Origin of the sequence: Streptomyces sp. NBC_00289 (assembly GCF_041435115.1) — a bacterium.
Taxonomy (GTDB): domain Bacteria; phylum Actinomycetota; class Actinomycetes; order Streptomycetales; family Streptomycetaceae; genus Streptomyces.
Window position 1 is genome coordinate 3,207,462 of sequence record NZ_CP108046.1, and the last position, 21,732, is coordinate 3,229,193.

Below are 21,732 nucleotides of genomic sequence, written 5' to 3' on the forward strand. Positions count from 1 at the left end.
TTCCACCCGATTTGCTTGAGTCGATCGCTTCACGTCAAAGACGCTAACGCCTGCCACTGACAATGGGCCCCGACGCCCGTCCGGCCTGTGGATAACTCGGGCGCAGCTCCGGCGAAACCGTGGCGAAACGCCCACCGGGAGCCTTGCCGGAGCCTCCATAAGAATGGATGTTCGATTTTCGTGTCAAGCGCACCACGCGGCACCTCCGAGACTACGTCCGCCATCCGACAACGAGCCGGATTCCCCACGCCCCACCGGCTGTCGCCCCGCTACTCCCCGCGGCGTACAGCGGGTGACTCCGACCGGACGACGACGGCACCAGGCGTTTCGGCGACGCTCTGACCATGGAGAACGAGAGGACCGCGACGACCGGGCGAACCACACACACCCCTGCCGCGACAGACCGCCCCACGGAACCGACCACACCGCGCCGGCCGGCCGTGTCGCGGCTCTGCCACGCGACCGGCCTGGTCCTGATCCTCTCCGGCCTCGCGCATCTTCTGGTGTTCGCGGTCGACGGTGGTCCCTGGGACGGGCCCGTCTCCTGGCGCAAACCGGTGACGTTCGGGCTCTCCTTCGGGGTGACACTGATCGCCGTCACCTGGGTCACGTCCTCTCTGCGGATCGAGCCGAGGCTCCGTGCCCTGCTGCTCACCGTGTTCGCCGCCGACTGTGTCGTGGAGGTCGGCGGCATCACCCTGCAGGCCTGGCGCGGGGTGCCCTCGCACCTCGACATGGAGACACCCTTCGACACGGTGGTGTCCATGACGCTCGCGGTGGGCGGCGGCGTCCTCGTGGCACTGCTCACCCTGCTCGCCGTCGCGTCGTTCCGGAACCGTCCGACGGGACCCGAGGGGATGGCGCTCGCGGTGCGGTCCGGGTTCGCGATCCTGCTCGTCGCGCTGGCCTCGGGCGCCGCGATGATCGCGCGCGGTGTCGTGCTCACCCGCACCGGCCACCAGGAGGCGGCGTACCGTTCGACCGCCGCGCTCAAGCCGCTGCACGGGGTCAGCCTGCACGCCGTGCTGGTCCTGCCCGTGCTGGCCTGGCTGCTGTCCCGCACGTCCTGGACCGAGACGGTCCGACGGCGGATCGTGGCAGCCGCGGTCGGGTGTTACGTGGCCGCCGTCGTCGGAGCCGGAGTCTGGGCCGTGCTCACGTACTGACCACAGGCGCACCACTCACTCGCGCATCGCCCACCACCCGCGCGTGCCCGCCACCCGCCGCGTGCCCACCACCCGCGCATGCTCACCACCCGCACGTGTCCACCAGCGCGTGCCCGACTCACGCAGGGGCTGCATCCACGAGGACCGCATCCGGAAAGACTGCAGGGGGAAAGGCCGCATGGGGAAAGGCCGCCTTCACAAGGACCGGTTGCGCACCGACCATCCGTGAACAGGTCGCGATCCGCGCATCCCCCGTCGCCCCGCCCCTAGTCAGAAGTCAGTCGTCCTCGGGGTCCTCGGTCCCGCGCCGGGAGCCCGCCTCCGGGTCCTCCGGCCCGGGCCGGGAGCCCGCTTCGGCGTCCTGCGCCCCCGCTCTGCGTTCCCACAGCCGTCGCGCGCGGGCGAGCGGGCCGGGACCTGACGCGCGTCTGCGGTGTCCGTGGACGCGGGGATCGTCGGTGACCTCGTACCGCTTCACGTAAGCCCCGAGGAACGCCTGCAGCGTGGCGACCGCCGGGATGGCGACCAGCGCGCCCACCGCGCCGAGGAGGGCGGTGCCCGCGATGACCGAGCCGAAGGCGACCGCGGGGTGGATGTCGACGGTCTTCGAGGTGAGCTTGGGCTGCAGCACGTAGTTCTCGAACTGCTGGTAGATCACGACGAAGATCAGCACCCAGAGCGCGTACCAGGGGTCGACGGTGAAGGCGATCAGCATGGGCAGGGCGCCCGCGAGATACGTGCCGATGGTCGGGATGAACTGGGAGACCAGACCCACCCAGACGGCGAGCACGGGCGCGTAGGGCACACCCAGGGCCTGCAGCAGGATGTAGTGCGCCACTCCGGAGACGAGCGCCATCAGGCCGCGCGAGTACAGGTAACCGCCGGTCTTGTCGACGGCGATCTCCCACGCGCGCAGTACCTCGACCTGCTTCGCGGGCGGCAGGACGGAGCAGACCGCCCGGCGCAACCGCGGACCGTCCGCGGCGAAGTAGAACGAGAACAGCGTGATGGTCAACAGTTGGAAGAGCCCCCCGAGAACCTGGGTGGACACGTCCAGGACGCCGGTGGCGCTGTTCCGCACGTAGTTGCGCAGCCAGTCGGAGCGGAGCAGCCCCTCCTGGATGTCGACCCGTCTCAGCTCGGTGTGAAAGTGCGTGTTGATCCAATTGATGACGGAGTCGAGATAGTTCGGGAACTCCTCGACGATCTTGATGATCTGGCCGGCGAGCATGGAGCCGAGCAGGGTGACGAAGCCCGCGGCAGCGATCATCACAGCAAGGAAGACGAGGCCGGTGGCGAGTCCCCGGCGCATGCCGCGCGAGGCCATCCAGCTCACCGCGGGCTCGATGGCGAGGGCCAGGAAGAACGCGATGAGGATGTTGATCAGCAGGCTGGTGAGCTGGTGGAAGGCCCAACTGCCCAGCTGGAAGACGGCGATGAGGGCGAGCGCGAGCACCATGGCGCGCGGCAGCCAGCGCGGCATGCGGGCGTTGGGCCCGGCGGCGCCGTCGGCCGGGGGCCGGGTGGGCGGCGTCGTACCGAACGGGGATGCGGGTGGGGCTGTCTGCCCGGCGTCGTCAGTGGGTGCCACGGTGCAAGTCTCGCCCACGCGACCGACAATCAGTTCCCGTCCTGCGATCTTCGTTACCGGTCAGCGCTTTTCACCCGGAACGTTCATGGCCGCGCAGACCACCCGCCACACGTCCTTGGCCTCCCAGCCGGCGTCCAACGCCTCGTGCACCGTGCGCCCGCCCAGATCCGTCATCACGTGGTCGCGCGCGAAGGTGTCGGCGTACCCCGGACCGAAGTGCTCCGCCATCCGCTGCCAGAAGACCGTCAACCGCATGCGTCCAGTATCCCGCCCCTGAGAGTGGGCCTGACCCGGGACCCCTTGCCGAGACCGCTTTCCGTCCTACGGTCTGACGCATGGCCGAAACTGGAGCTTCCCCACTCCCCCAGACGCCCCCGGCGCGCTCCCCGCTCTCCCACGCCGAGCACTTCGTCTGGCTCACCGCGCGCGTGCTCGAGCAGCGGCTGTTCGCGTATCACTTCCTGAACGCGAGCGCCGATCCGGTGGAGACCGCGCTGGACGCCTACCGCAACGAGGACGGCGGGTACGGCCACGCGCTGGAGCCGGACCTGCGCGGCCCGGTCAGCCAGCCGCTGCACACCGCGCACGCCCTGCGGATCCTGGACGCCGTCGGGCGCTGTGGCGGACAGCGGGTGGACCGTGTGTGCCGGTATCTGACCTCCGTGTCCACGCCGGACGGCGCGTTGCCGGCCATCCATCCGAGCCAGCGCGGGTATCCGATGGCGCCCTTCCTTCCGATCGTGGACGACCCGCCGAGCGATCTTCTGGCCACCGGGCCGGTGGTCGGCCTGCTGCACCGCAACGAGGTCTGGCACGCCTGGCTCTTCCGCGCCACGGACTTCTGCTGGCAGGCCATCGAGCGCCTGGAGGAGTCCCACCCGTACGAGGTCGAGGCCGCCGTGGCCTTCCTCGACTCCGCTCCCGACCGCCCGCGCGCGGAGGCGGTCGCCGACCGTCTCGGCCGGCTGGTGCGCGAGCACCGTCTCGCGGCCCTGGAACCTGACCGCCTCGACGCGTATCCGGTCGCGCCGGGCTACGCCCCCGGCGAGCACCACTTCCCGCACGACTACGCGCGCCGGCCCGGCTCTCTCGCGCGCGCGTGGTTCACGGACGAGGAGATGGCGCGCTCGCTGGACCACCTCGCGAGCGAGCAGCAGGAGGACGGCGGCTGGCCGGTCCGCTGGCGCCAGTGGGCGCCGGGCACCTCCTTGGAAGCACGCCCCATGGTGACGATCGACGCCCTGCGCACCCTGCGGGCGCACGGCCGCTTCCTCGGCTGACCGCCCGGGTGGAGAACCGGCCGGAGCGGGCCGGCTCGGTCCGACGAGTCAGCCCGTGAGGGCCCGCAGGCCGGCTGTGACCGCCACCGCGGCCGCGACGACGACCAGGAAGGGGGCACGCAGCAGCAGCGCCACGGCCGCCGCGGCGAGCCCCGCGGCCCGTGCGTCGAGCACCAGTGTCCGGCCGTCGGCGAAGGTCTGCTGGGCCGTGAGTGCGGCGAGCAGGGCGACGGGCAGCAGCGCGGCGAGCCGTCTGACGAGAGGCCGCTCGAGGGCACCCGCGGGCACGAGCAGTCCGGCGAGTTTGACGGCGTAGCAACCGAGGGCGGTCGCGCCGATGGCGATCCAGGTGTTCAACGGTCTTCCCCCTGTGCGTCGTCCGCGTGGTCGACGTGATCCCTGTGGTCCGCGCCGTCCACGCCGTCCATCTCGTCCACGTCCTTCACGTCTTCCGCGTGCTCCGCCTCCGGCACGTCCTGCTGTTGTTCCCGGTGTTCGTCCGGTTGCCCGTGGTGTGGTTCTCGCTGCCCTCCGTCGGAGGCGTCGCCGGACGATGTCCGTGTCCCGCTCGCCCGGCGACCCTGGGCCCACAGGACGGCCGGTGCCGCGAGAGCGGCCACCAGGACGGGCACTCCTGCGGGCAGGACGGGCAGCAGACCGAGCCCCAGCACAACGGCGAGGCCGGCGACAGCCCGCTCGGTGACGGTTTTCAGCATCGGCGCGAGCAGTGCCAGGAAGACGGCGGGCCCGGCCGCGTCCAGACCCCATGTGGCCGTGTCCCCGATGGCTTCGGCGCCCAGGGCACCGAGCAGCGTGGTGAGGTTCCACAGCACGTACAGGCTGAGTCCCGTCACGGCGAACCCGATCCGCGTGCCACGCCGGTCGGGCTGTGCCAGCGCGACCGCCGTCGTCTCGTCGATGACCCACTGGGCGGCGAACGGGCGCACCGCGCGCGGGAGGGCCAGCAACTGTGACAGGCGCAGCCCGTAGAAGGCGTTGCGCACGCCCAGGAAGAAGGCGCCCGCGGCCGCCGTGAGCGGACTGCCGCCGGCCGCGAGCGCTCCCACCAGGGCGAACTGGGAGGCGCCGGTGAACACCAGGAGGCTGAGCGCGCAGGTCTGCAGCAGCGTGAGCCCGCTGCCCGCCGAGGTCACCCCGAAGGCGAACCCGGACAGCCCTACGGCGACTCCGACTCCGAGGGCGTCGCGTACGACGGCCGCGTCCGGTCGTCCTCCGTCGTCGGCGCGTGCGTCTGCGAGAGCTGTCTGTTCTGCCACTCGTCCGACGGTAGGAGGAGTCGGCCGCGCGCGTCTTGTACGTTCTTGCGCTCGCGCTGATAGGACCCCGGAGGCACGCCGACGATCCGGGAGAAGTGGCGGTTGAGGTGCGGCTGGTCGGTGAACCCCACGGTGACGGCGGCCTCCGCCGGCGTCGTCCCCGCGTCCAGCAGCCGCCTCGCCCGCCGTACCCGGGCATCCGTCAGCCAGGCGTGTGGTGGCATGCCGTACGCGTCCCGGAAGGCCCGCAACAGGGCGAACGGTCCTGTCCCCAGATCGGCGGCGAGCGTCTCCAGGGCAGGCGGCGCGGCCATCCGCTCCTCCAGTACGGCACGCGCGCGTGCCGCCGTCCGGGCCCCGGAGGTCCGTACGTCCCGGCGGGGAAGAGGGCCGCCGTTGAGTCGGAGCAGCCTGGTCACGGCTATCCGCAGGAGCGTGTCGGCCGCCAGGGCGTTGCCCTCGTCGGCGGCCCGCAGCACCTGGTGCACCAGACGCACCGTGTACGGATCGTCGAGTACCGGCCGGACGAATCCCGGGGTGCCCCGGATCGCGGTGGTCTCGGCCGCGATCTCGGCCACCACCTCCGGCGAGGGGTACACGGCTCCGTACCGCCAGCCCTCGGGCACACCGGCCCGGCCCGTGTGCGGAGTGTCCGGGTTGACGAGTGCGAGCGCTCCCGCCCCGGCGTACTGGTCGGCGCCCCGGTGGTGGAAGACCTCGACACCGTCGGCGATGGCGGCGATCACGAAGTTCTCGTGCGTGTGACGCACGAACGTCTTGCGGACGTACCGGGCCCGCAGCAGATCGACACCGGGCAGCTCCGCGTACTGCCAGTGCCGCGCCCGCTCCGTGCCCAACCCCGTCATGTCGTCAATTCTCCGCCACCCGCTCTCCGGCACGCCTGCCGGGCACCATGCACGGGACGTCGGCGTCCGGAAGGCCGACTCATCACCGCAGCTCAGAGCCATTGTCAGTGGCTGGGTGCAGGATGGACGCATGCCCAGCTCCACACACCCAGCCCTCGACGGCTTCTCCCCCGCGACCCGCGGCTGGTTCACGGGGGCCTTCTCCGCGCCCACCGCGGCCCAGGCGGGCGCGTGGCAGGCCATCGGTGAGGGCTCGGACGTGCTGGTGGTCGCCCCCACCGGTTCCGGCAAGACGCTGGCCGCCTTCCTCGCCGCCCTCGACCAGCTGGCCTCGACACCCCCGCCGGCCGATCCCAGGAAGCGCTGCCGCGTGCTGTACGTCTCGCCGCTCAAGGCCCTGGCCGTGGACGTCGAGCGCAACCTCCGCAGTCCGCTGACCGGCATCCGCCAGGAGTCGATGCGCCTGGGCCTGCCCGAGCCCGAGGTCAAGGTCGGCATCCGCTCCGGCGACACTCCCCCGGCCGAGCGCCGCGCCCTCGCCACCCGCCCTCCGGACATCCTGATCACCACCCCGGAGTCCCTGTTCCTGATGCTGACGTCGGCCACGCGCGAGGCGCTCACGGGCATCGACACGGTGATCCTCGACGAGGTGCACGCGGTGGCGGGCACCAAGCGCGGCGCGCACCTGGCGCTCTCCCTGGAGCGGCTCGACGAGCTCCTGCCGAAGCCGGCCCGGCGCATCGGCCTCTCCGCGACCGTCCGCCCGGTCGACGAGGTCGCCCGCTATCTCTCCCCCCACCGCAAGGTGGAGATCGTCCAGCCGAAGTCCGGCAAGGAGTTCGACCTGTCGGTCGTCGTCCCGGTGGAGGACCTGGGCGAACTCGGCGGCTCCCCGGTCGCCGAGGGCTCCGAGGGCGCGGAGCGGCCCTCGATCTGGCCGCATGTCGAGGAGCGGATCGCGGACCTCGTCCAGGCTCACCGCTCCACGATCGTGTTCGCCAACTCGCGCCGCCTCGCGGAGCGGCTGTGCAACCGTCTCAACGAGATCGCCTACGAGCGGGCCACCGGCGAGCCCCTGGACGAACACCACTCGCCCGCCGAGCTCATGGGTGGCTCCGGTGCCGCCCAGGGCGCGCCCCCGGTCATCGCCCGGGCCCACCACGGCTCGGTGTCCAAGGAGCAGCGGGCCCTGGTCGAGGAGGACCTCAAGGCAGGCCGCCTGCCCGCCGTGGTCGCCACCTCGAGCCTCGAGCTGGGTATCGACATGGGTGCCGTGGATCTCGTCGTCCAGGTCGAGTCCCCGCCGTCGGTCGCCTCCGGCCTGCAGCGCGTCGGCCGCGCGGGCCACCAGGTCGGCGCCGTCTCCACCGGCGTCGTGTTCCCGAAGTACCGCGGTGACCTCGTCCAGGCCGCCGTCGTCACCGAGCGGATGCGCACCGGCTCCATCGAGTCCCTGAAGGTGCCCGCCAACCCTCTGGACGTCCTGGCCCAGCAGATCGTCGCGATGACGGCCCTGGATTCCTGGCAGGTCGACGACCTGCTGGCCGTGGTCCGCCGCGCCGCCCCCTTCGCCTCGCTGCCGGAATCGGCGTTCACGGCGGTCCTCGACATGCTCGCGGGCCGCTATCCGTCGGACGCCTTCGCGGAGCTGCGCCCGCGCGTGGTGTGGGACCGCGTCACCGGCACGGTCACCGGCCGCCCCGGCGCCCAGCGCCTCGCCGTCACCTCCGGCGGCACGATCCCCGACCGGGGGCTCTTCGGGGTGTTCCTCGCCGGATCCGACCCCACGAAGGGCGGCGGCCGGGTCGGCGAGCTGGACGAGGAGATGGTCTACGAGTCCCGCGTGGGCGACGTCTTCACCCTCGGCACCAGTTCGTGGCGCATCGAGGACATCACCCGCGACCGCGTCCTCGTCTCCCCCGCCCCGGGCGTGCCGGGCAGGCTCCCGTTCTGGAAGGGCGACCAACTGGGCCGCCCGCTCGAACTGGGCCGCGCGGTGGGGGCGTTCCTGCGCGAGGTCGGTTCCCTGTCCCAGGAGGACGCCCGCCTCCGTCTCCTCGCCGCGGGCCTGGACGCCTGGGCCGCGGACAATGTCCTGTCCTACCTCCGCGAACAGCGCGAGGCCTGCGGCCACGTCCCGGACGACCGCACGATCGTCGTGGAGCGCTTCCGCGACGAGCTCGGTGACTGGCGGGTCGTCGTGCACTCCCCCTTCGGCGCCCAGGTGCACGCCCCGTGGGCACTGGCCCTGGGCGCCAAGCTCTCCGAGCGGTACGGCATGGACGCGCAGGTCATGCACGCCGACGACGGCATCGTGCTGCGTCTGCCCGACGCGGACCTGATGAGCCTCGACCTCCTCGACCAGGAGCCGATGAGGGCCGGCACCGAGTACGACGCCGATCAGGCACCGGTCGGCGCCGCCGACGTCGTCTTCGACAAGGGCGAGGTCAACCAGGTCGTCACCGACCAGGTGGGCAGTTCCGCGCTCTTCGCCTCCCGCTTCCGCGAGTGCGCCGCCCGCGCGCTGCTGCTGCCGCGCCGCAGCCCCGGCAAGCGCACCCCGCTGTGGCAGCAGCGCCAGCGCGCGTCCCAACTCCTTCAGGTGGCGAGCGAGTTCGGTTCCTTCCCGATTGTCCTGGAGGCCGTCCGCGAGTGCCTCCAGGACGTCTTCGACGTGCCCGGTCTCGTCGAGTTGATGGGGGATCTCGAGTCCCGCAAGGTGCGTCTCGTCGAGGTCACCACTCCCGAGCCGTCCCCCTTCGCCCGCTCCCTCCTCTTCGGTTACGTCGCCCAGTTCCTGTACGAGGGAGACTCACCGCTCGCCGAGCGCCGCGCCGCCGCCCTCTCGCTGGACTCACGGCTGCTGGCCGAGCTGCTCGGCCAGGCGGAGCTGCGCGAGCTGCTCGACGCCGAGGTGCTGACCGAGCTGGAGCGTGAGCTGCAGTGGCTCACCGAGGACCGCCGCGTCAAGGACGCCGAAGGAGTCGCCGACCTGCTGAGGCTGCTCGGCCCCCTCACCGACGCCGAACTGGTCGAGCGGGGCGCCGAGCCGCAGTGGGCGCGGGAGCTGGCCGCGGCCCGCCGCGCGATCCCGGTCCGCATCGGCGGCGCGGACCACTGGGCGGCCATCGAGGACGCCGGCCGCCTGCGCGACGCCCTGGGGACGGCACTGCCGGTCGGTGTCCCGGAAGCCTTCATGGAACCCGTCAAGGACCCGCTGGGCGACCTCCTCGCACGCTACGCCCGCACCCACGGCCCGTTCACGTCGACCTCCGCCGCGACCCGCTTCGGCCTGGGCGTGGCGGTCACCGAGGGCGCGCTGCAGCGCCTCGCCGCGGGCGGCCGTGTCGTACAGGGCGAGTTCCACCCGGCCGGGATCGGCCAGGAGTGGTGCGACGCGACGGTCCTGCGCCGGCTGCGCCGTCGTTCCCTCGCCGCCCTGCGCCACGAACTGGAGCCGGTGCCGCCGGCCGCGCTCGCCCAGTTCCTCCCCCAGTGGCAGCACCTCGGCAAGGGCCACGGACTGCGGGGAACGGACGGCCTGGTGCGCGCGGTGGAGCAGTTGCAGGGCGCGTCCGTGCCCGCGTCCGCTCTGGAGAAGCTCGTCCTGCCGTCCCGCGTGACGCCGTACACGCCCGCGATGCTCGACGAACTCACCGCCGCCGGTGAGGTGTTGTGGGCCGGAGCGGGCGCGCTGCCCGGGAAGGACGGCTGGATCTCCCTGTACCTGGCGGACGCGGCGCCCCTGCTCCTGCCGCCACCGCACCCGCTGGAGCTGACGGCGCTCCACCAGTCCGTCCTCGATGCCCTCTCCGGCGGTTACGGCCTGTTCTTCCGTCAGATCGCCGACCAGGTCCGCGCCACCACCCACCCCGACGCCACCGATCCCCAACTGGCCGACACCGTCTGGGATCTGGCCTGGTCCGGGCGGCTCACGAACGACACGCTCACCCCGATGCGGGCCCTGCTCGGCTCGGGCCGTACCGCGGGCTCCACCGCCCACCGCGCCAAGCGCGCGGTCCCGCGCGGACGCTACGGCTCTCTTACGGCCGCCGCACGCCCCGCCTCCCGCGGTGGTCCGCCGACCGTCGCGGGCCGGTGGTCGCTGCTGCCCCAGCGCGAGGCCGATCCCACCGTGCGCGCCCACGCGCTGGCCCGTACGCTGCTCGACCGGCACGGCGTGGTGACCCGGGGAGCCGTAGCCGCTGAAGGTGTCGAGGGCGGCTTCTCGGCGGTCTACCGCATCCTGTCCGCCTTCGAGGACAGCGGCCAGGCACGACGTGGGTATGTGGTCGAGGGTCTCGGTGCCGCACAGTTCGCGATGGACGGGGCGGTGGACCGACTCCGCGCTGTGGCGAACGCCCGCGATCGCAGCGAACCTCTCCCCGGCCCCGGCGACTCCTCCAGCGGCTGGACCGGCGCCACCGGCGGCTTCGGTTCACCCACCGCCACGGCCACCACCCGGGCGGGCACCCCGACCGGCACCCCGGACTCCGCCGACCCCTTCGACTTCTCATCGGACGTCGACTGGACCGCGGAACTCGGCCCCGTGGAGCCCCCGGGCCCCGGCGACAGCCCGGCTGTCATCGACGGCTTCGGGTCTCGAGGTGGTCCCGGCTTCGCCCACGGCTTCGGCGGACGCACCCGTGCTCCGGCCACCGCTCAAGCCGTGGTCCTCGCCGCGGCCGACCCCGCGAACGCGTACGGCGCGGCCCTCCCCTGGCCGGAGCCGCCGACCGGCGCGGGACACAAGGCCGGCCGGAAGGCGGGTGCTCTGGTGGTCCTCGTCGAGGGCGAGCTCGCGCTCTACATGGAGCGCGGCGGCAAGACACTGCTGGCCTGGCCCTCCGACCCGGACGGCACGCCCACCGACGACCCCCGCCTGCGCGCCGCGGCGGAGGCACTCGCCGCGGCCGCCCGCGCGGGTTCCCTCGGCACGGTCACGGTGGAACGCGTCAACGGTGCCTCCGCCCTGACCTCCCCCATCGGCACCCTGCTGGAGGGAGCAGGTTTCATCGCGAACCCGCGCGGCCTGCGCCTACGCGCATGACCCCGCCCCGCATGACCCCGCCCCGCACCGACTCGTCACGCGCCCTCACCCACAGCCGGCGGCCCACGCGCTCCGGCCCCCGCCGGCCGCCGCACTCCCCGCCCACCCCGTGCCACCCTTGACCCATGCCCGAAGGAGACACGGTCTGGCAGGCGGCCAAGCGGCTGCACGAAGCGCTCGCCGGCAAGGTGCTGACCCGTAGCGACCTCCGCGTGCCGAAGTTCGCCACGGCCGACCTCACCGGCCGTACGGTCCTGGACGTCACCGCCCGCGGCAAACACCTCCTCACCCGTATCGAAGGGGGCCTGACCCTCCACTCGCATCTGCGGATGGACGGCTCCTGGAAGGTGTTCGCAGACGGCCAGCGCTGGGTGGGCGGCCCGGCCCACCAGATCCGCGCGATCCTGGGCAACGCCGACCGCACGGCCGTCGGCTACCGCCTGCCGGTACTCGAACTCCTGCGCACCACCGAAGAGATCCGCGCCGTCGGACACCTCGGCCCCGACCTCCTGGGCCCGGACTGGAATCCGGACCAGGCCCTGGCCAACCTGCTCGCCGACCCCGCCCGCCCCCTCGGCGAGGCCCTGCTCGACCAGCGCAACCTCGCCGGTATCGGCAACGTGTACAAGTGCGAGCTCTGCTTCCTGCTCGGCGTCACCCCGTGGCTGCCCGTCGGCGCCCTGCCCGCGGACCGCGCCGCCGCGCTGCCCGCGCTCGCCAAGAAGCTGCTGGAGACCAACCGGGACCGCCTGATCCGCACCACGACCGGCCGCCGCGGCCAGGACCTGTTCGTGTACGGCCGCGCGCCCCGCCCCTGTCTGCGCTGCCAGACCTCCGTCCGCCTGGCCGATCAGGGCGACGGCTCCCGCGAGCGCCCCACCTACTGGTGCCCCGGCTGTCAGGCGGGCCCGGCGCCCAGCCCCGCCGCATCCCGGAGAACTCCCCGCCGTACAACTAATTGACGGGCCGTCAGAAATCCTCGTACCGTCCCCTCATGGCCGTGAGCGCGTACGACCTCACCGGACGCACCGCATTCGTCACCGGCGCCGCAGGCGGCATCGGCCGCGCCTCGGCGGTGCTGCTCGCCGAAGCCGGTGCCACCGTGCACTGCGCCGACCGCGACCCGCAGGGCCTGCACGAGACGGCCACGCTGGTCAAGGCGCAGGGTGGCACCGCCCACACCCACCACCTCGACGTCACCGACCGCACACGGCTCAAGCAGGCCGTCGAATCCTGCGGCCGCCTGGATGTCATGGCCGCGGTCGCCGGGATCATGCACAGTAGCCCGGTCCTGGACACCCGGGACGAGGACCTGGAAAGGGTCTGGAGCGTCAACTTCAGGGGTGTTCTGTACGCCTGCCAGGAGGCCGCCCGGCTGATGCTCGCCCACGACACCCGGGGCAGCATCGTCACCATGGCCTCGGGCGCGGTCGACACCGGCGGCGCCGGCCTCCTCTGCTACGGCGTGGCCAAGGCAGCCGTCGTCCAGCTCACGAGGACGCTGGCGACCGAGGTCGGCCGGCACGGCATTCGCGTCAACGCGGTCGCGCCGGGCTGGATCCGCACACCCATGACCGACCGCCACGAGGGCGAGGCCCAGGCGCGCACCGAGTCGCTCATGGCCCGGATGTCTCCCCTGGGCCGGGTCGGCGAACCGGAGGACGTCGCGCAGACCGTGCTGTACCTGGCCTCCGACGCCTCGTCCTTCATGACGGGCCAGATCCTGCGTCCGAACGGCGGTGTGGCCATGCCGTGGTAGGCCGGGCCGCCGCCCGCCACGCCTCGCCCCACCGCCGCGCGTCGACGGCTCCCGCGGCCCGCGTCTTCGGCACACAGTGCACCGGCAGCAGGCTCAGCCCCCATCCCCCGGCCGCGACGGCCCCTTCCAGCACCCCCGCGTCGGGCACCAGCGCGAGCCGCAGCACAGCCCACCACCACAGCGCCCCGAGCCCCAGCGCGGCCGCCCAGCGCACCACCCGCACCGACATGGCCGTCACCTCCAGCCCGACGCTAGAACGCCACGCTCATCCGCTGGGAGGGCGCACCAACGGCACACGGGCGCACCATCCGCACCGGCCGTCAGGGACGCCCGCACCGCCGACCGATTCGGCCGCCGCGGACGCCCGCCCCTCCACCATGACCGCGGCATCCCCGGCCGGCAAACGGGCCAAGGGAGCGCTCGTGGGGTCCGGAGCGGCGCCCGGGCAGCAGAAAACCCCGACCGCACTCCTCCGGGTCTCCCCGGAAAAGCCCCGGCCGGGGCCTCACACACGTGCTCAGGGGCCGTAGAGCGCCCTGTCGGCTTTCTTCACACCCGCGCGAACTTCACGCGGCGACCACGTCGACCGCTTCCGCGGGCGCCTTGATGGTCACCCGTTCCGGTGGCACGCCGGCCACCGATACGGAACCCAGCATCGGACGGACCGAAGCGGGCACATGCTTGCTGGGAGTGGCCGCAGCAGACTGGGCCAGCTCGGCGAGGGCGAGCTCGTCGCTCACTTCCCGCATGAGCTCGGACATCCGTACGTCCAACGCGTCGCAGATGGCGGAGAGCAGCTCGGAGGAAGCCTCCTTCTGCCCCCGCTCCACCTCGGAGAGATAGCCGAGTGAGACTCGGGCGGACGAGGAGACTTCGCGCAGAGTACGGCCCTGGCGCTGGCGCTGCCGACGCAGCACGTCACCCAGTAGGCGACGGAGCAGAATCATCGGTGGCTCCCTCCTCGGACCGCGTAGCCGCATCCTTCACGCCCCACCGTACCGCCTTGCGCCGCGGCCGTGCGGGGAGCGATGTCGTGTTCACTCAGGGCTGCAAACATCAAAACCCCCCGTTCTGTTCCGTATCCTGTGCCCGCTCATTCCCGGTCTGTTCGCCCGCAAGCTGCTGCAAGAGCAGTGCGAGTACGCTCCGTACACTCTCCATACGAATTTCCGCGCGGTCGCCGTTCAACCGCAGGGCCGTGACTTTTCCGCCACCGGCGCAACCGGAATCCGCTGTGGCGGGCCCGTCCACGGCGAGGAAAACCGTCCCCACGGGCATGCCGTCCTGCGGCTCCGGACCGGCCACACCGGTGGTCGCGATGCCCCAGTCGGCGCCGAGCGCCTCGCGGACCCCGGCCGCCATCTGGGCCGCGACCTGCGGATCCACCGCACCCCGTTCCGCCAGCAGGGTGGCGTCGACGCCCAGCAGCTGGTGCTTGAGTTCGGTGGCGTAAGCGGTCACCGAGCCACGGAACACCTTGGACGCCCCGGCGACGGCTGTGATGTCCGCCGCGACCAGACCGCCCGTCAGCGACTCGGCCACAGCGAGCGTCTCGCCTCTTACCGTGAGTAGTCGCACCAGGTGGGTGGCCGGGGACGTCACGCTTCCGTCTCCTCCAACGCAGCCTGGCGCTCGGCGATTCCCTGCCGCCGCAGCACAATGGCCTGTCTCACATAGTCGAGCCCGGTCACCACGGTCAGCACGACCGCCGCTGCCATCACCCAGAACCTCAGGGTGGCCAGCCATCCCGTCAGCGCCAGGACGTACATCCCGACGGCCACGCCCTGCGTGAGGGTCTTGAGCTTGCCTCCGCGGCTCGCGGGGATGACTCCGTAGCGGATGACCAGGAAACGCAGGAGCGTGATGCCGAGTTCCCGCCCGAGGATGACGATCGTCACCCACCACGGCAGATCACCGAGCCCCGACAGGCAGATCAGCGCCGCCCCCATGATCGCCTTGTCGGCGATGGGGTCGGCGATCTTCCCGAAGTCGGTGACGAGGTTGTAGGTGCGCGCCAGATGCCCGTCGAACAAGTCCGTGATCATGGCGACGGTGAAGGCCGCCCAGGCCCAGGAGCGCCACGCGGGGTCGTGCCCGCCGTCGGCCAGCATGAGGACGACGAAACCGGGCACGAGCAGCAGGCGGAGCATGGTCAGCAGGTTGGCGACGTTCCAGACGCTGGCCTGGTTGACCGCCGCGGCGGCGATCTTCCCGCCCCGCGCCGGCTTCCCGCCACCCTGCTGCGGATCGGAGGCGGCTCCGGAGACCACGACATCGGAGACCACGGCACCGGAGGAAACGGCACCCGGCGCGACGGCCCCGGAAACGGCACCGGGGGCGGCGCCCTGAGCCGGGCTCGCGGCCGCGCCCTTCGCGCCGGAGGGGCCACCCGCCGCCGATGCCGGTACTCCGGTCATCTGCCCGCCTCCTCACTACACGCGAGCGAGCCCTGCAACGGCTCGGCCACCAGGTCGACACCCTCCGTGCCGACCACCTTCGCCTCGACCATACGGCCGACAGCGAGACCTTCGCCGCTCGTGAGCAGCACCTGGCCGTCCGTCTCCGGCGCCTGGTGCGCGCCGCGGCCGTACACACCCTCTTCGTCCACGGACTCCACGAGCACGTGCACCGTCTCGCCCAGGCGTTCCTCGGCCCGCTGCGAGACCAGTTCCTCGGCCAGCCGGGACACGTTTGCCAGACGCTCGGCGACGACGTCCTCGTGGAGCTTGTTCTCGTACGTCGCCGCCTCGGTGCCCTCCTCGTCGGAGTACCCGAAGACGCCGATGGCGTCCAGTCGCGCGCCGTTCAGGAAGCGCTCCAGCTCGGCCAGGTCGGACTCGCTCTCGCCCGGGAAGCCCACGATGAAGTTGGAGCGCACGCCGGCCTGCGGGGCCTTGCCGCGGATGGTGTCGAGCAGCTCCAGGAAGCGGTCGGTGTCCCCGAAGCGGCGCATGGAGCGCAGCACGTCGGGGGCGGAGTGCTGGAAGGACAGGTCGAAGTAGGGCACGACCTTCGGCGTCGAGGTCAGCACGTCGATGAGGCCGGGCCGCATCTCGGCCGGCTGGAGGTAGCTGACGCGCACCCGCTCGAGGCCGTCGACCTCGGCGAGCTCGGGCAGCAGCGACTCGAGCAGCCGGATGTCGCCCAGGTCCTTGCCGTAGGAGGTGTTGTTCTCGGAGACCAGCATGATCTCCTTGACGCCCTGCTCGGCCAGCCACCGCGTCTCGTTCAGCACGTCGCTCGGGCGGCGGGAGATGAAGGAGCCGCGGAAGGACGGGATGGCGCAGAAGGAGCAGCGCCGGTCGCAGCCGGAGGCGAGCTTGACCGAGGCGACCGGGGAACCGTCCAGCCGGCGGCGCAGGGGCGCACGGGGGCCGGAGGCCGGGGCGAGGCCGTCCGGGAGGTCGACGGGACCGTGTCCGGGCAGCGCGACCTCGGCCGCCGACTCCTGCCGCTGGGCCGGGCTGATCGGCAGCAGCTTGCGCCGGTCACGCGGGGTGTGGGAGGCGTGGATGCCGCCGTTCAGGATGGTCTGCAGGCGGTCGGAGATGTCCGCGTAGTCGTCGAAGCCGAGCACGCCGTCGGCCTCGGGGAGGGCTTCGGCGAGTTCCTTGCCGTACCGCTCGGCCATGCAGCCCACCGCCACGACGGCCTGGGTTCTGTTCTGCCCCTTGAGGTCATTGGCCTCGAGGAGCGCGTCGACGGAGTCCTTCTTGGCGGCTTCGACGAAGCCGCAGGTGTTGACGACGGCGACGTCCGCGTCCGCGGCGTCCTCGACGAGATCCCAGCCGTCCGCCTCCAAGCGGCCTGCGAGCTCCTCCGAGTCCACCTCGTTACGGGCGCAGCCAAGAGTGACGAGTGCGACGGTACGGCGTTCAGGCATGGGCTCAAGACTACTTTGTCTCACTGACAGCCCACGTCGACGGGGTTGGCCGATCCCGGCCAACCCCGTATGCGCGCGCCCCGCGGTCCGGCTATCCGACCTGCGGGTCACCCTTCGTGTAGGTGAGCCGTTCGACGGCGCCCGGCTGGAAGTCGTCGTCGATCTTCTTGCCGTTGACGTAGAGCTGGATGGCACCCGCGTCACCGAGGACGAGATTGATCTTGTCGCTGTCCTGGAAGGTCTGCGACTCGCCCTGCTTGAGCAGCCCGTCGAACAGCAGTCGGCCGTTGTGGTCCTTGGCGGAGATCCAGCTGCGTCCGTCGGCGGCGCTGACCTGGACGGTCACCTTGTCCTGAGGCGCCGCGGCGATGGCGCTGTCGGACGGCTCGGGTTTGGGATCGGTGGGCTTGGCGGACTTCGGTGTGGGGGTGGAGGACGTGCCGGCCGAGGGCTTGGACCCGTCGGCGACCTGCGTCTTGGTCCCGCCGTCGTCGCCGCCCTTGACCGCAGTGAACCCGACGAAGCCGATGACGGCGACGATCGCGGCGACCATGGCCGCGGTCCAGTTGGGTCCGCGGCGTTCCGGACGGATGCGTTCCGCCTCGAAGAGCGGGGCCGCCGGGGTCGGGGCCGGACGCCCACCGTGGTCGGCGTCGTACCGGGCGAGAAGGGGGGCGGGGTCCAGGAGGACGGCCTTGGCCAGGGTACGGATGTGGCCGCGGGCGTAGACGTCGCCGCCACAGGGCGTGAAGTCGTCCGCCTCGATGGCGTGCACGATGGCGATGCGGACCCGGGTGGCGCTGCTGACGTCGTCGACGGTCAGCCCGGCCGCGATGCGCGCCTGCTGGAGGGCACGGCCGACCGACGGACCGGCCTCTTCGCGATCATCTTCGAACGGACGCTCGTCTTCAGGGGAGTTGCCGATGGACACGGGGGCGCCTTTCGAGCGTTTTAGCCGCCTGTGCTGGAGGTTCAGTCTAGGGGGGGTACGAAAGGGTGGGGCAACCGGACGGCGGGACTTTGTACGCCATAGGAATGGCCCGGCATCCCGACGGCGGGGCACATGCTTGTTGTTTCCCTCAACTTGACGTACGCCGAAGGGAAACGGTTGCTCAAAGATTTCTTACGGGTGAGTCACGATTGGCGGACGGCCTCGGGCCTGTCTTCACGACTCCCCGCGGATCACCGAAAGCACGCCGTCCAGCTCGTCAGCCTTCACAAGAACGTCACGTGCCTTGGACCCCTCGCTCGGACCGACGATGCCCCGGGACTCCATCAGATCCATGAGCCGCCCCGCCTTGGCGAAGCCGACCCGCAGCTTGCGCTGGAGCATGGACGTGGACCCGAACTGCGTGGACACGACCAGCTCGGCCGCCTGACACAGCAGGTCGAGGTCGTCGCCGATCTCCTCGTCGATCTCCTTCTTCTGCTTGCTGCCCACGGTGACGTCGTCCCGGAAGACGGGCGCCATCTGGTCCTTGCAGTGCTGGACGACCACCCCGACCTCGTCCTCGGTCACGAACGCGCCCTGCATACGGGTCGGCTTGTTCGCCCCCATCGGCAGGAAGAGCCCGTCGCCCTTGCCGATGAGCTTCTCGGCGCCCGGCTGGTCGAGGATGACGCGCGAGTCGGCGAGCGACGAGGTGGCGAAGGCGAGCCGCGAGGGCACGTTCGCCTTGATCAGACCGGTGACGACGTCGACCGACGGCCGCTGCGTCGCCAGCACCAGGTGGATGCCGGCCGCGCGCGCCAGCTGCGTGATCCGCACGATCGAGTCCTCGACGTCCCTCGGCGCGACCATCATCAGGTCGGCGAGCTCGTCGACGATCACCAGCAGATACGGATAGGTCTTGAGCTCCCGCTCGCTGCCCTCCGGCGTCTTGAGCTTGCCGTCGCGGATGGCCTGGTTGAAGTCGTCGATGTGCCGGTATCCGAAGGCCGCCAGGTCGTCGTAGCGCAGGTCCATCTCGCGTACGACCCACTGCAGCGCCTCGGCGGCCCGCTTCGGGTTGGTGATGATCGGCGTGATCAGGTGCGGAATGCCCTCGTACGCGGTCAGCTCGACCCGCTTGGGGTCGACGAGGACCATACGGACGTCCTCCGGGGTGGCGCGCACCATGACGGACGTGATCAGACAGTTGATGCACGACGACTTGCCCGAACCGGTCGCGCCGGCCACCAGGACGTGCGGCATCTTCGCCAGGTTGGCCATCACGTAGCCGCCCTCGACGTCCTTGCCGAGCGCGACCAGCATCGGATGGTCGTCCTCGGCGGCCGCGGCGAGCCGCAGCACGTCACCGAGGTTGACCATCTCCCGGTCGGTGTTGGGGATCTCGATGCCGACGGCGGACTTGCCGGGGATCGGCGAGATGATCCGCACGTCGGGGCTGGCGACGGCGTAGGCGATGTTCTTCGTCAGCGCGGTGATCCGCTCGACCTTGACCGCGGGGCCGAGCTCCACCTCGTAGCGGGTGACCGTCGGCCCGCGCGTGAAGCCGGTGACGGAGGCGTCGACCTTGAACTCGGTGAAGACGTTCGTGAGTGAGGCGACCACGGCGTCGTTGGCCGCGCTGCGCGTCTTGCCGGGGCCCCCGCGCGTGAGGAGGTCGAGCGAGGGCAGCGCGTACGTGATGTCGCCGGACAGCTGGAGCTGCTCGGCACGCGGCGGCAGTTCGCGCGGCGCCTCGGGCGAGGACTTGGTGAGGTCGGGGACCTCCGTCTTCAGCTTCTCCTGCTTGGGGCGCGCGGCCGGCACGGGCTTCGGGGCCGGGATCGGGGTCGATTCTTCACGGTCGCCCACGCTGACGCCCTGGGTGAGGTCGGCGACGACCGGCGAGGGCGGCATCCCGTGCATGACGGCGCCGTCGAGCGCGGCGGCGGCCGCCGCGGCGACGTCCACGGCGTCCAGCGGGCGGTCCATGTCGGGCTGCGGCACAGCCGACCGTCTGGGCCGGCCACGACGCCGGGTGAGGGCCTCCTGCTCGGCGCTGTCGGGGTCGTACCCCTCGGGCGCCGGCCCGCGCCGACGGGAGCGGGCGGGCGCGGGCAGCGCCTCGCGCCACTGGTCCTCGTACCGCTCGTCGTCCTCGTCGAGTTCGTCCGCGGCGGGGTCGTGGATGATGCCCAGCTTCACGCCGAGCAGCCGCAGCCGCTGTGGGATGGCGTTGACGGGGGTGGCGGTGACGACCAGCAGTCCGAACACCGTGAGCAGCACGAGCAGCGGTACGGCCAGGACGTCGCCCATGGTGTACGTCAGCGGCGTCGCCGCACCCCAGCCGATGAGGCCGCCCGCGTCCCTTATCGCCTGCATGCCGGCGCTGCGGGCGGGCGCTCCGCAGGCGATGTGCACCTGGCCGAGCACACCGATGACGAGCGCGGACAGACCGATCACGATGCGGCCGTTGGCCTCGGGCTGCTCGGGGTGGCGGATGAAGCGCACGGCGATCAGCGCGAGCAGTATCGGCACCAGCAGGTCGAGCCGGCCGAAGGCGCCGGTCACCAGCATCTCGACGAGGTCGCCGACCGGGCCGCGCAGATTCGACCACGTTCCCGCGGCGACGATCAGGGCGAGACCGAGCAGCAGCAGCGCGACCCCGTCCTTGCGGTGCGCGGGGTCGAGGTTCTTCGCGCCCTGCCCTATCCCGCGGAACACCGCACCGACGGCGTGCGCCAGGCCGAGCCAGACGGCGCGCACCAGCCGGTAGATGCCTCCGGTGGGGCTGGGAGCCGGCCTGGGCACGGGCTTCTTCGCCACCGCCTTCCTGGCCGGCGCCTTCTTCGCGGGCGCCTTTTTCGCAGCGGCCTTCCGCACCGGAGCCTTCGCGGGAGCGGCCGCCTTCTTCGCGGGCTGCTTCTTGGCTGCCGAGGGACGTGAGGCCATAGGTGCGAGGTTACCGGTGTGGAGGGCGACGGACACGTGTGCCCGACGCTTCACCCGTTCGTGTCGCCCTCGGGAGGTCGCCGAACTGACGCACGTTCATGCGCCACGAGGCCCGGAACGAGGGTCAGTTCTGCGACGGCATCGGCGACGCGGGGCCCGTCCCGGGCTCCAGCGCGTCCAGGGCCCGCCGCAAACCCGTGAGTTTGCGCTCGAGATGAGCCGCCGTCGCGACCGCGGCCGCGTCCGCCGACTCGTCGTCGAGCTGCTTGGACAGCGCCTCCGCCTGCTCCTCGACGGCGGCCAGCCGCGCCGACAGCTCGGCCAGCAGCCCCGCCGGTTCCTTCGTCTCGCCCGCCACGGCCTTGCCGCCGCCGCCCTCCAACTGGAGCCGCAGCAGCGCCGCCTGCTCCCGCAGCTGGCAGTTCTTCATGTACAGCTCGACGAACACGGAGACCTTCGCGCGCAGCACCCACGGGTCGAACGGCTTGGAGATGTAGTCGACCGCGCCCGCCGCATACCCGCGGAACGTGTGGTGCGGCCCGTGGTTGATCGCGGTGAGGAAGATGATCGGGATGTCCCGGGTGCGCTCTCGCCGCTTGATGTGCGCGGCGGTCTCGAAACCGTCCATGCCTGGCATCTGGACGTCCAGCAGGATGACCGCGAAGTCATCGGTGAGCAGCGCTTTGAGCGCTTCCTCCCCGGACGATGCCCGCACCAGCGTCTGATCGAGCGCGGAGAGAATGGCCTCCAGCGCCAGCAGATTCTCCGGCCGGTCATCGACCAGGAGGATCTTGGCCTTCTGCACCATGGCCCGCCCTCCTCGTCCCGGAAGTGCACCGGGCGCCGCCCCAGAGGACGACTCCATTGCGCCGCCCGTCCTTGTGCCGGTCATGGTAGCCGCACCCCGCCTGTCGCCACACCCTGTCACCGCGATGTCACTGTGCACGTAGCAGAAACGTAGCGGGAGACCAGAAGGTTCC

The 21,732-nt window shown here is 71.7% G+C and carries 18 protein-coding genes; 5 read left to right on the forward strand and 13 right to left on the reverse strand.

The features are described from left to right. Positions 1 to 344 precede the first annotated feature (344 nt). Entirely contained in the window at positions 345 to 1,166 is an 822-nt protein-coding gene (locus OG985_RS14680) for a hypothetical protein (protein ID WP_371668773.1), read from the forward strand. Between the two features lie 277 nt (positions 1,167 to 1,443). On the opposite strand, the gene OG985_RS14685 is transcribed toward OG985_RS14680, so the two are convergent. Together OG985_RS14685 and OG985_RS14690 are read right to left on the reverse strand one after the other, a co-directional pair. Beyond that, a complete protein-coding gene (locus OG985_RS14685) occupies positions 1,444 to 2,757 on the reverse strand; it encodes an AI-2E family transporter (RefSeq protein WP_371668774.1) in 1,314 nt (437 codons plus the stop codon). A gap of 60 nt (positions 2,758 to 2,817) precedes the next feature. Continuing rightward, positions 2,818 to 3,012: a DUF3046 domain-containing protein gene (locus OG985_RS14690; protein WP_371668775.1), complete on the reverse strand. Its 195-nt coding sequence runs from the start codon at positions 3,010 to 3,012 to the stop codon at positions 2,818 to 2,820. Between the two features lie 80 nt (positions 3,013 to 3,092). Here OG985_RS14690 and OG985_RS14695 point away from each other — a divergent pair, with 80 nt between their 5' ends. After that, on the forward strand, positions 3,093 to 4,037 hold the full coding sequence (locus tag OG985_RS14695) for a hypothetical protein (RefSeq protein ID WP_371668776.1): 945 nt from the start codon (positions 3,093 to 3,095) through the stop codon (positions 4,035 to 4,037). Positions 4,038 to 4,085: 48 nt separating this feature from the next. On the opposite strand, the gene OG985_RS14700 is transcribed toward OG985_RS14695, so the two are convergent. The 3 genes from OG985_RS14700 to OG985_RS14710 are packed head-to-tail and all read right to left on the reverse strand — an operon-like array spanning position 4,086 to position 6,180. Continuing rightward, a complete protein-coding gene (locus tag OG985_RS14700) occupies positions 4,086 to 4,394 on the reverse strand; it encodes an AzlD domain-containing protein (RefSeq protein WP_371668777.1) in 309 nt (102 codons plus the stop codon). After that, positions 4,391 to 5,314, reverse strand: coding sequence for an AzlC family ABC transporter permease (locus OG985_RS14705; protein ID WP_371668778.1), 924 nt, complete (start codon positions 5,312 to 5,314; stop codon positions 4,391 to 4,393). Before OG985_RS14705 ends, OG985_RS14700 begins: the two co-directional genes overlap by 4 nt. After that, positions 5,215 to 6,180 (reverse strand): AraC family transcriptional regulator, encoded by a 966-nt coding sequence (locus OG985_RS14710; protein ID WP_371668779.1) that lies wholly within the window; start codon positions 6,178 to 6,180, stop codon positions 5,215 to 5,217. The genes OG985_RS14705 and OG985_RS14710 overlap by 100 nt, the downstream gene beginning before the upstream one ends. Positions 6,181 to 6,310: 130 nt before the next feature. Between OG985_RS14710 and OG985_RS14715 the strand changes: the two genes are divergently transcribed. The 3 genes from OG985_RS14715 (at position 6,311) to OG985_RS14725 (ending at position 12,989) form a co-directional block, all read left to right on the forward strand. Further along, on the forward strand, positions 6,311 to 11,230 hold the full coding sequence (locus OG985_RS14715; protein ID WP_371668780.1) for an ATP-dependent helicase: 4,920 nt from the start codon (positions 6,311 to 6,313) through the stop codon (positions 11,228 to 11,230). Between the two features lie 125 nt (positions 11,231 to 11,355). Further along, a complete protein-coding gene (locus tag OG985_RS14720; RefSeq protein WP_371668781.1) occupies positions 11,356 to 12,192 on the forward strand; it encodes a DNA-formamidopyrimidine glycosylase family protein in 837 nt (278 codons plus the stop codon). A gap of 32 nt (positions 12,193 to 12,224) precedes the next feature. Beyond that, positions 12,225 to 12,989, forward strand: coding sequence for an SDR family NAD(P)-dependent oxidoreductase (locus OG985_RS14725; protein ID WP_371668782.1), 765 nt, complete (start codon positions 12,225 to 12,227; stop codon positions 12,987 to 12,989). Here the strand turns inward: OG985_RS14725 and OG985_RS14730 are convergent. The 8 genes from OG985_RS14730 to OG985_RS14765 form a co-directional block, all read right to left on the reverse strand. Then, positions 12,937 to 13,218 carry a hypothetical protein gene (locus tag OG985_RS14730; RefSeq protein WP_371668783.1) on the reverse strand — a complete coding sequence of 94 codons (282 nt, stop codon included), beginning with the start codon at positions 13,216 to 13,218 and terminating at the stop codon, positions 12,937 to 12,939. The genes OG985_RS14725 and OG985_RS14730 overlap by 53 nt on opposite strands. Positions 13,219 to 13,555: 337 nt before the next feature. Continuing rightward, on the reverse strand, positions 13,556 to 13,936 hold the full coding sequence (locus OG985_RS14735; protein ID WP_356036341.1) for a helix-turn-helix transcriptional regulator: 381 nt from the start codon (positions 13,934 to 13,936) through the stop codon (positions 13,556 to 13,558). A gap of 109 nt (positions 13,937 to 14,045) precedes the next feature. Beyond that, complete coding sequence (locus tag OG985_RS14740; protein ID WP_371668784.1) at positions 14,046 to 14,591, reverse strand: CinA family protein; 546 nt, start codon at positions 14,589 to 14,591, stop codon at positions 14,046 to 14,048. After that, positions 14,588 to 15,406 (reverse strand): CDP-diacylglycerol--glycerol-3-phosphate 3-phosphatidyltransferase, encoded by an 819-nt coding sequence (gene pgsA, locus OG985_RS14745; RefSeq protein WP_371668785.1) that lies wholly within the window; start codon positions 15,404 to 15,406, stop codon positions 14,588 to 14,590. Before pgsA ends, OG985_RS14740 begins: the two co-directional genes overlap by 4 nt. Beyond that, a complete protein-coding gene (rimO, locus tag OG985_RS14750) occupies positions 15,403 to 16,872 on the reverse strand; it encodes a 30S ribosomal protein S12 methylthiotransferase RimO (RefSeq protein ID WP_371668786.1) in 1,470 nt (489 codons plus the stop codon). Before rimO ends, pgsA begins: the two co-directional genes overlap by 4 nt. Positions 16,873 to 16,963: 91 nt before the next feature. After that, complete coding sequence (locus tag OG985_RS14755; protein WP_371668787.1) at positions 16,964 to 17,803, reverse strand: helix-turn-helix domain-containing protein; 840 nt, start codon at positions 17,801 to 17,803, stop codon at positions 16,964 to 16,966. Between the two features lie 234 nt (positions 17,804 to 18,037). Continuing rightward, the gene (locus OG985_RS14760) at positions 18,038 to 20,752 is read right to left on the reverse strand and encodes a DNA translocase FtsK (protein WP_371668788.1); all 2,715 of its coding nucleotides are present in this window, start codon (positions 20,750 to 20,752) and stop codon (positions 18,038 to 18,040) included. Between the two features lie 124 nt (positions 20,753 to 20,876). Further along, a complete protein-coding gene (locus OG985_RS14765) occupies positions 20,877 to 21,560 on the reverse strand; it encodes a two-component system response regulator (protein WP_371668789.1) in 684 nt (227 codons plus the stop codon). Between the last annotated feature and the right edge of the window lie 172 nt (positions 21,561 to 21,732).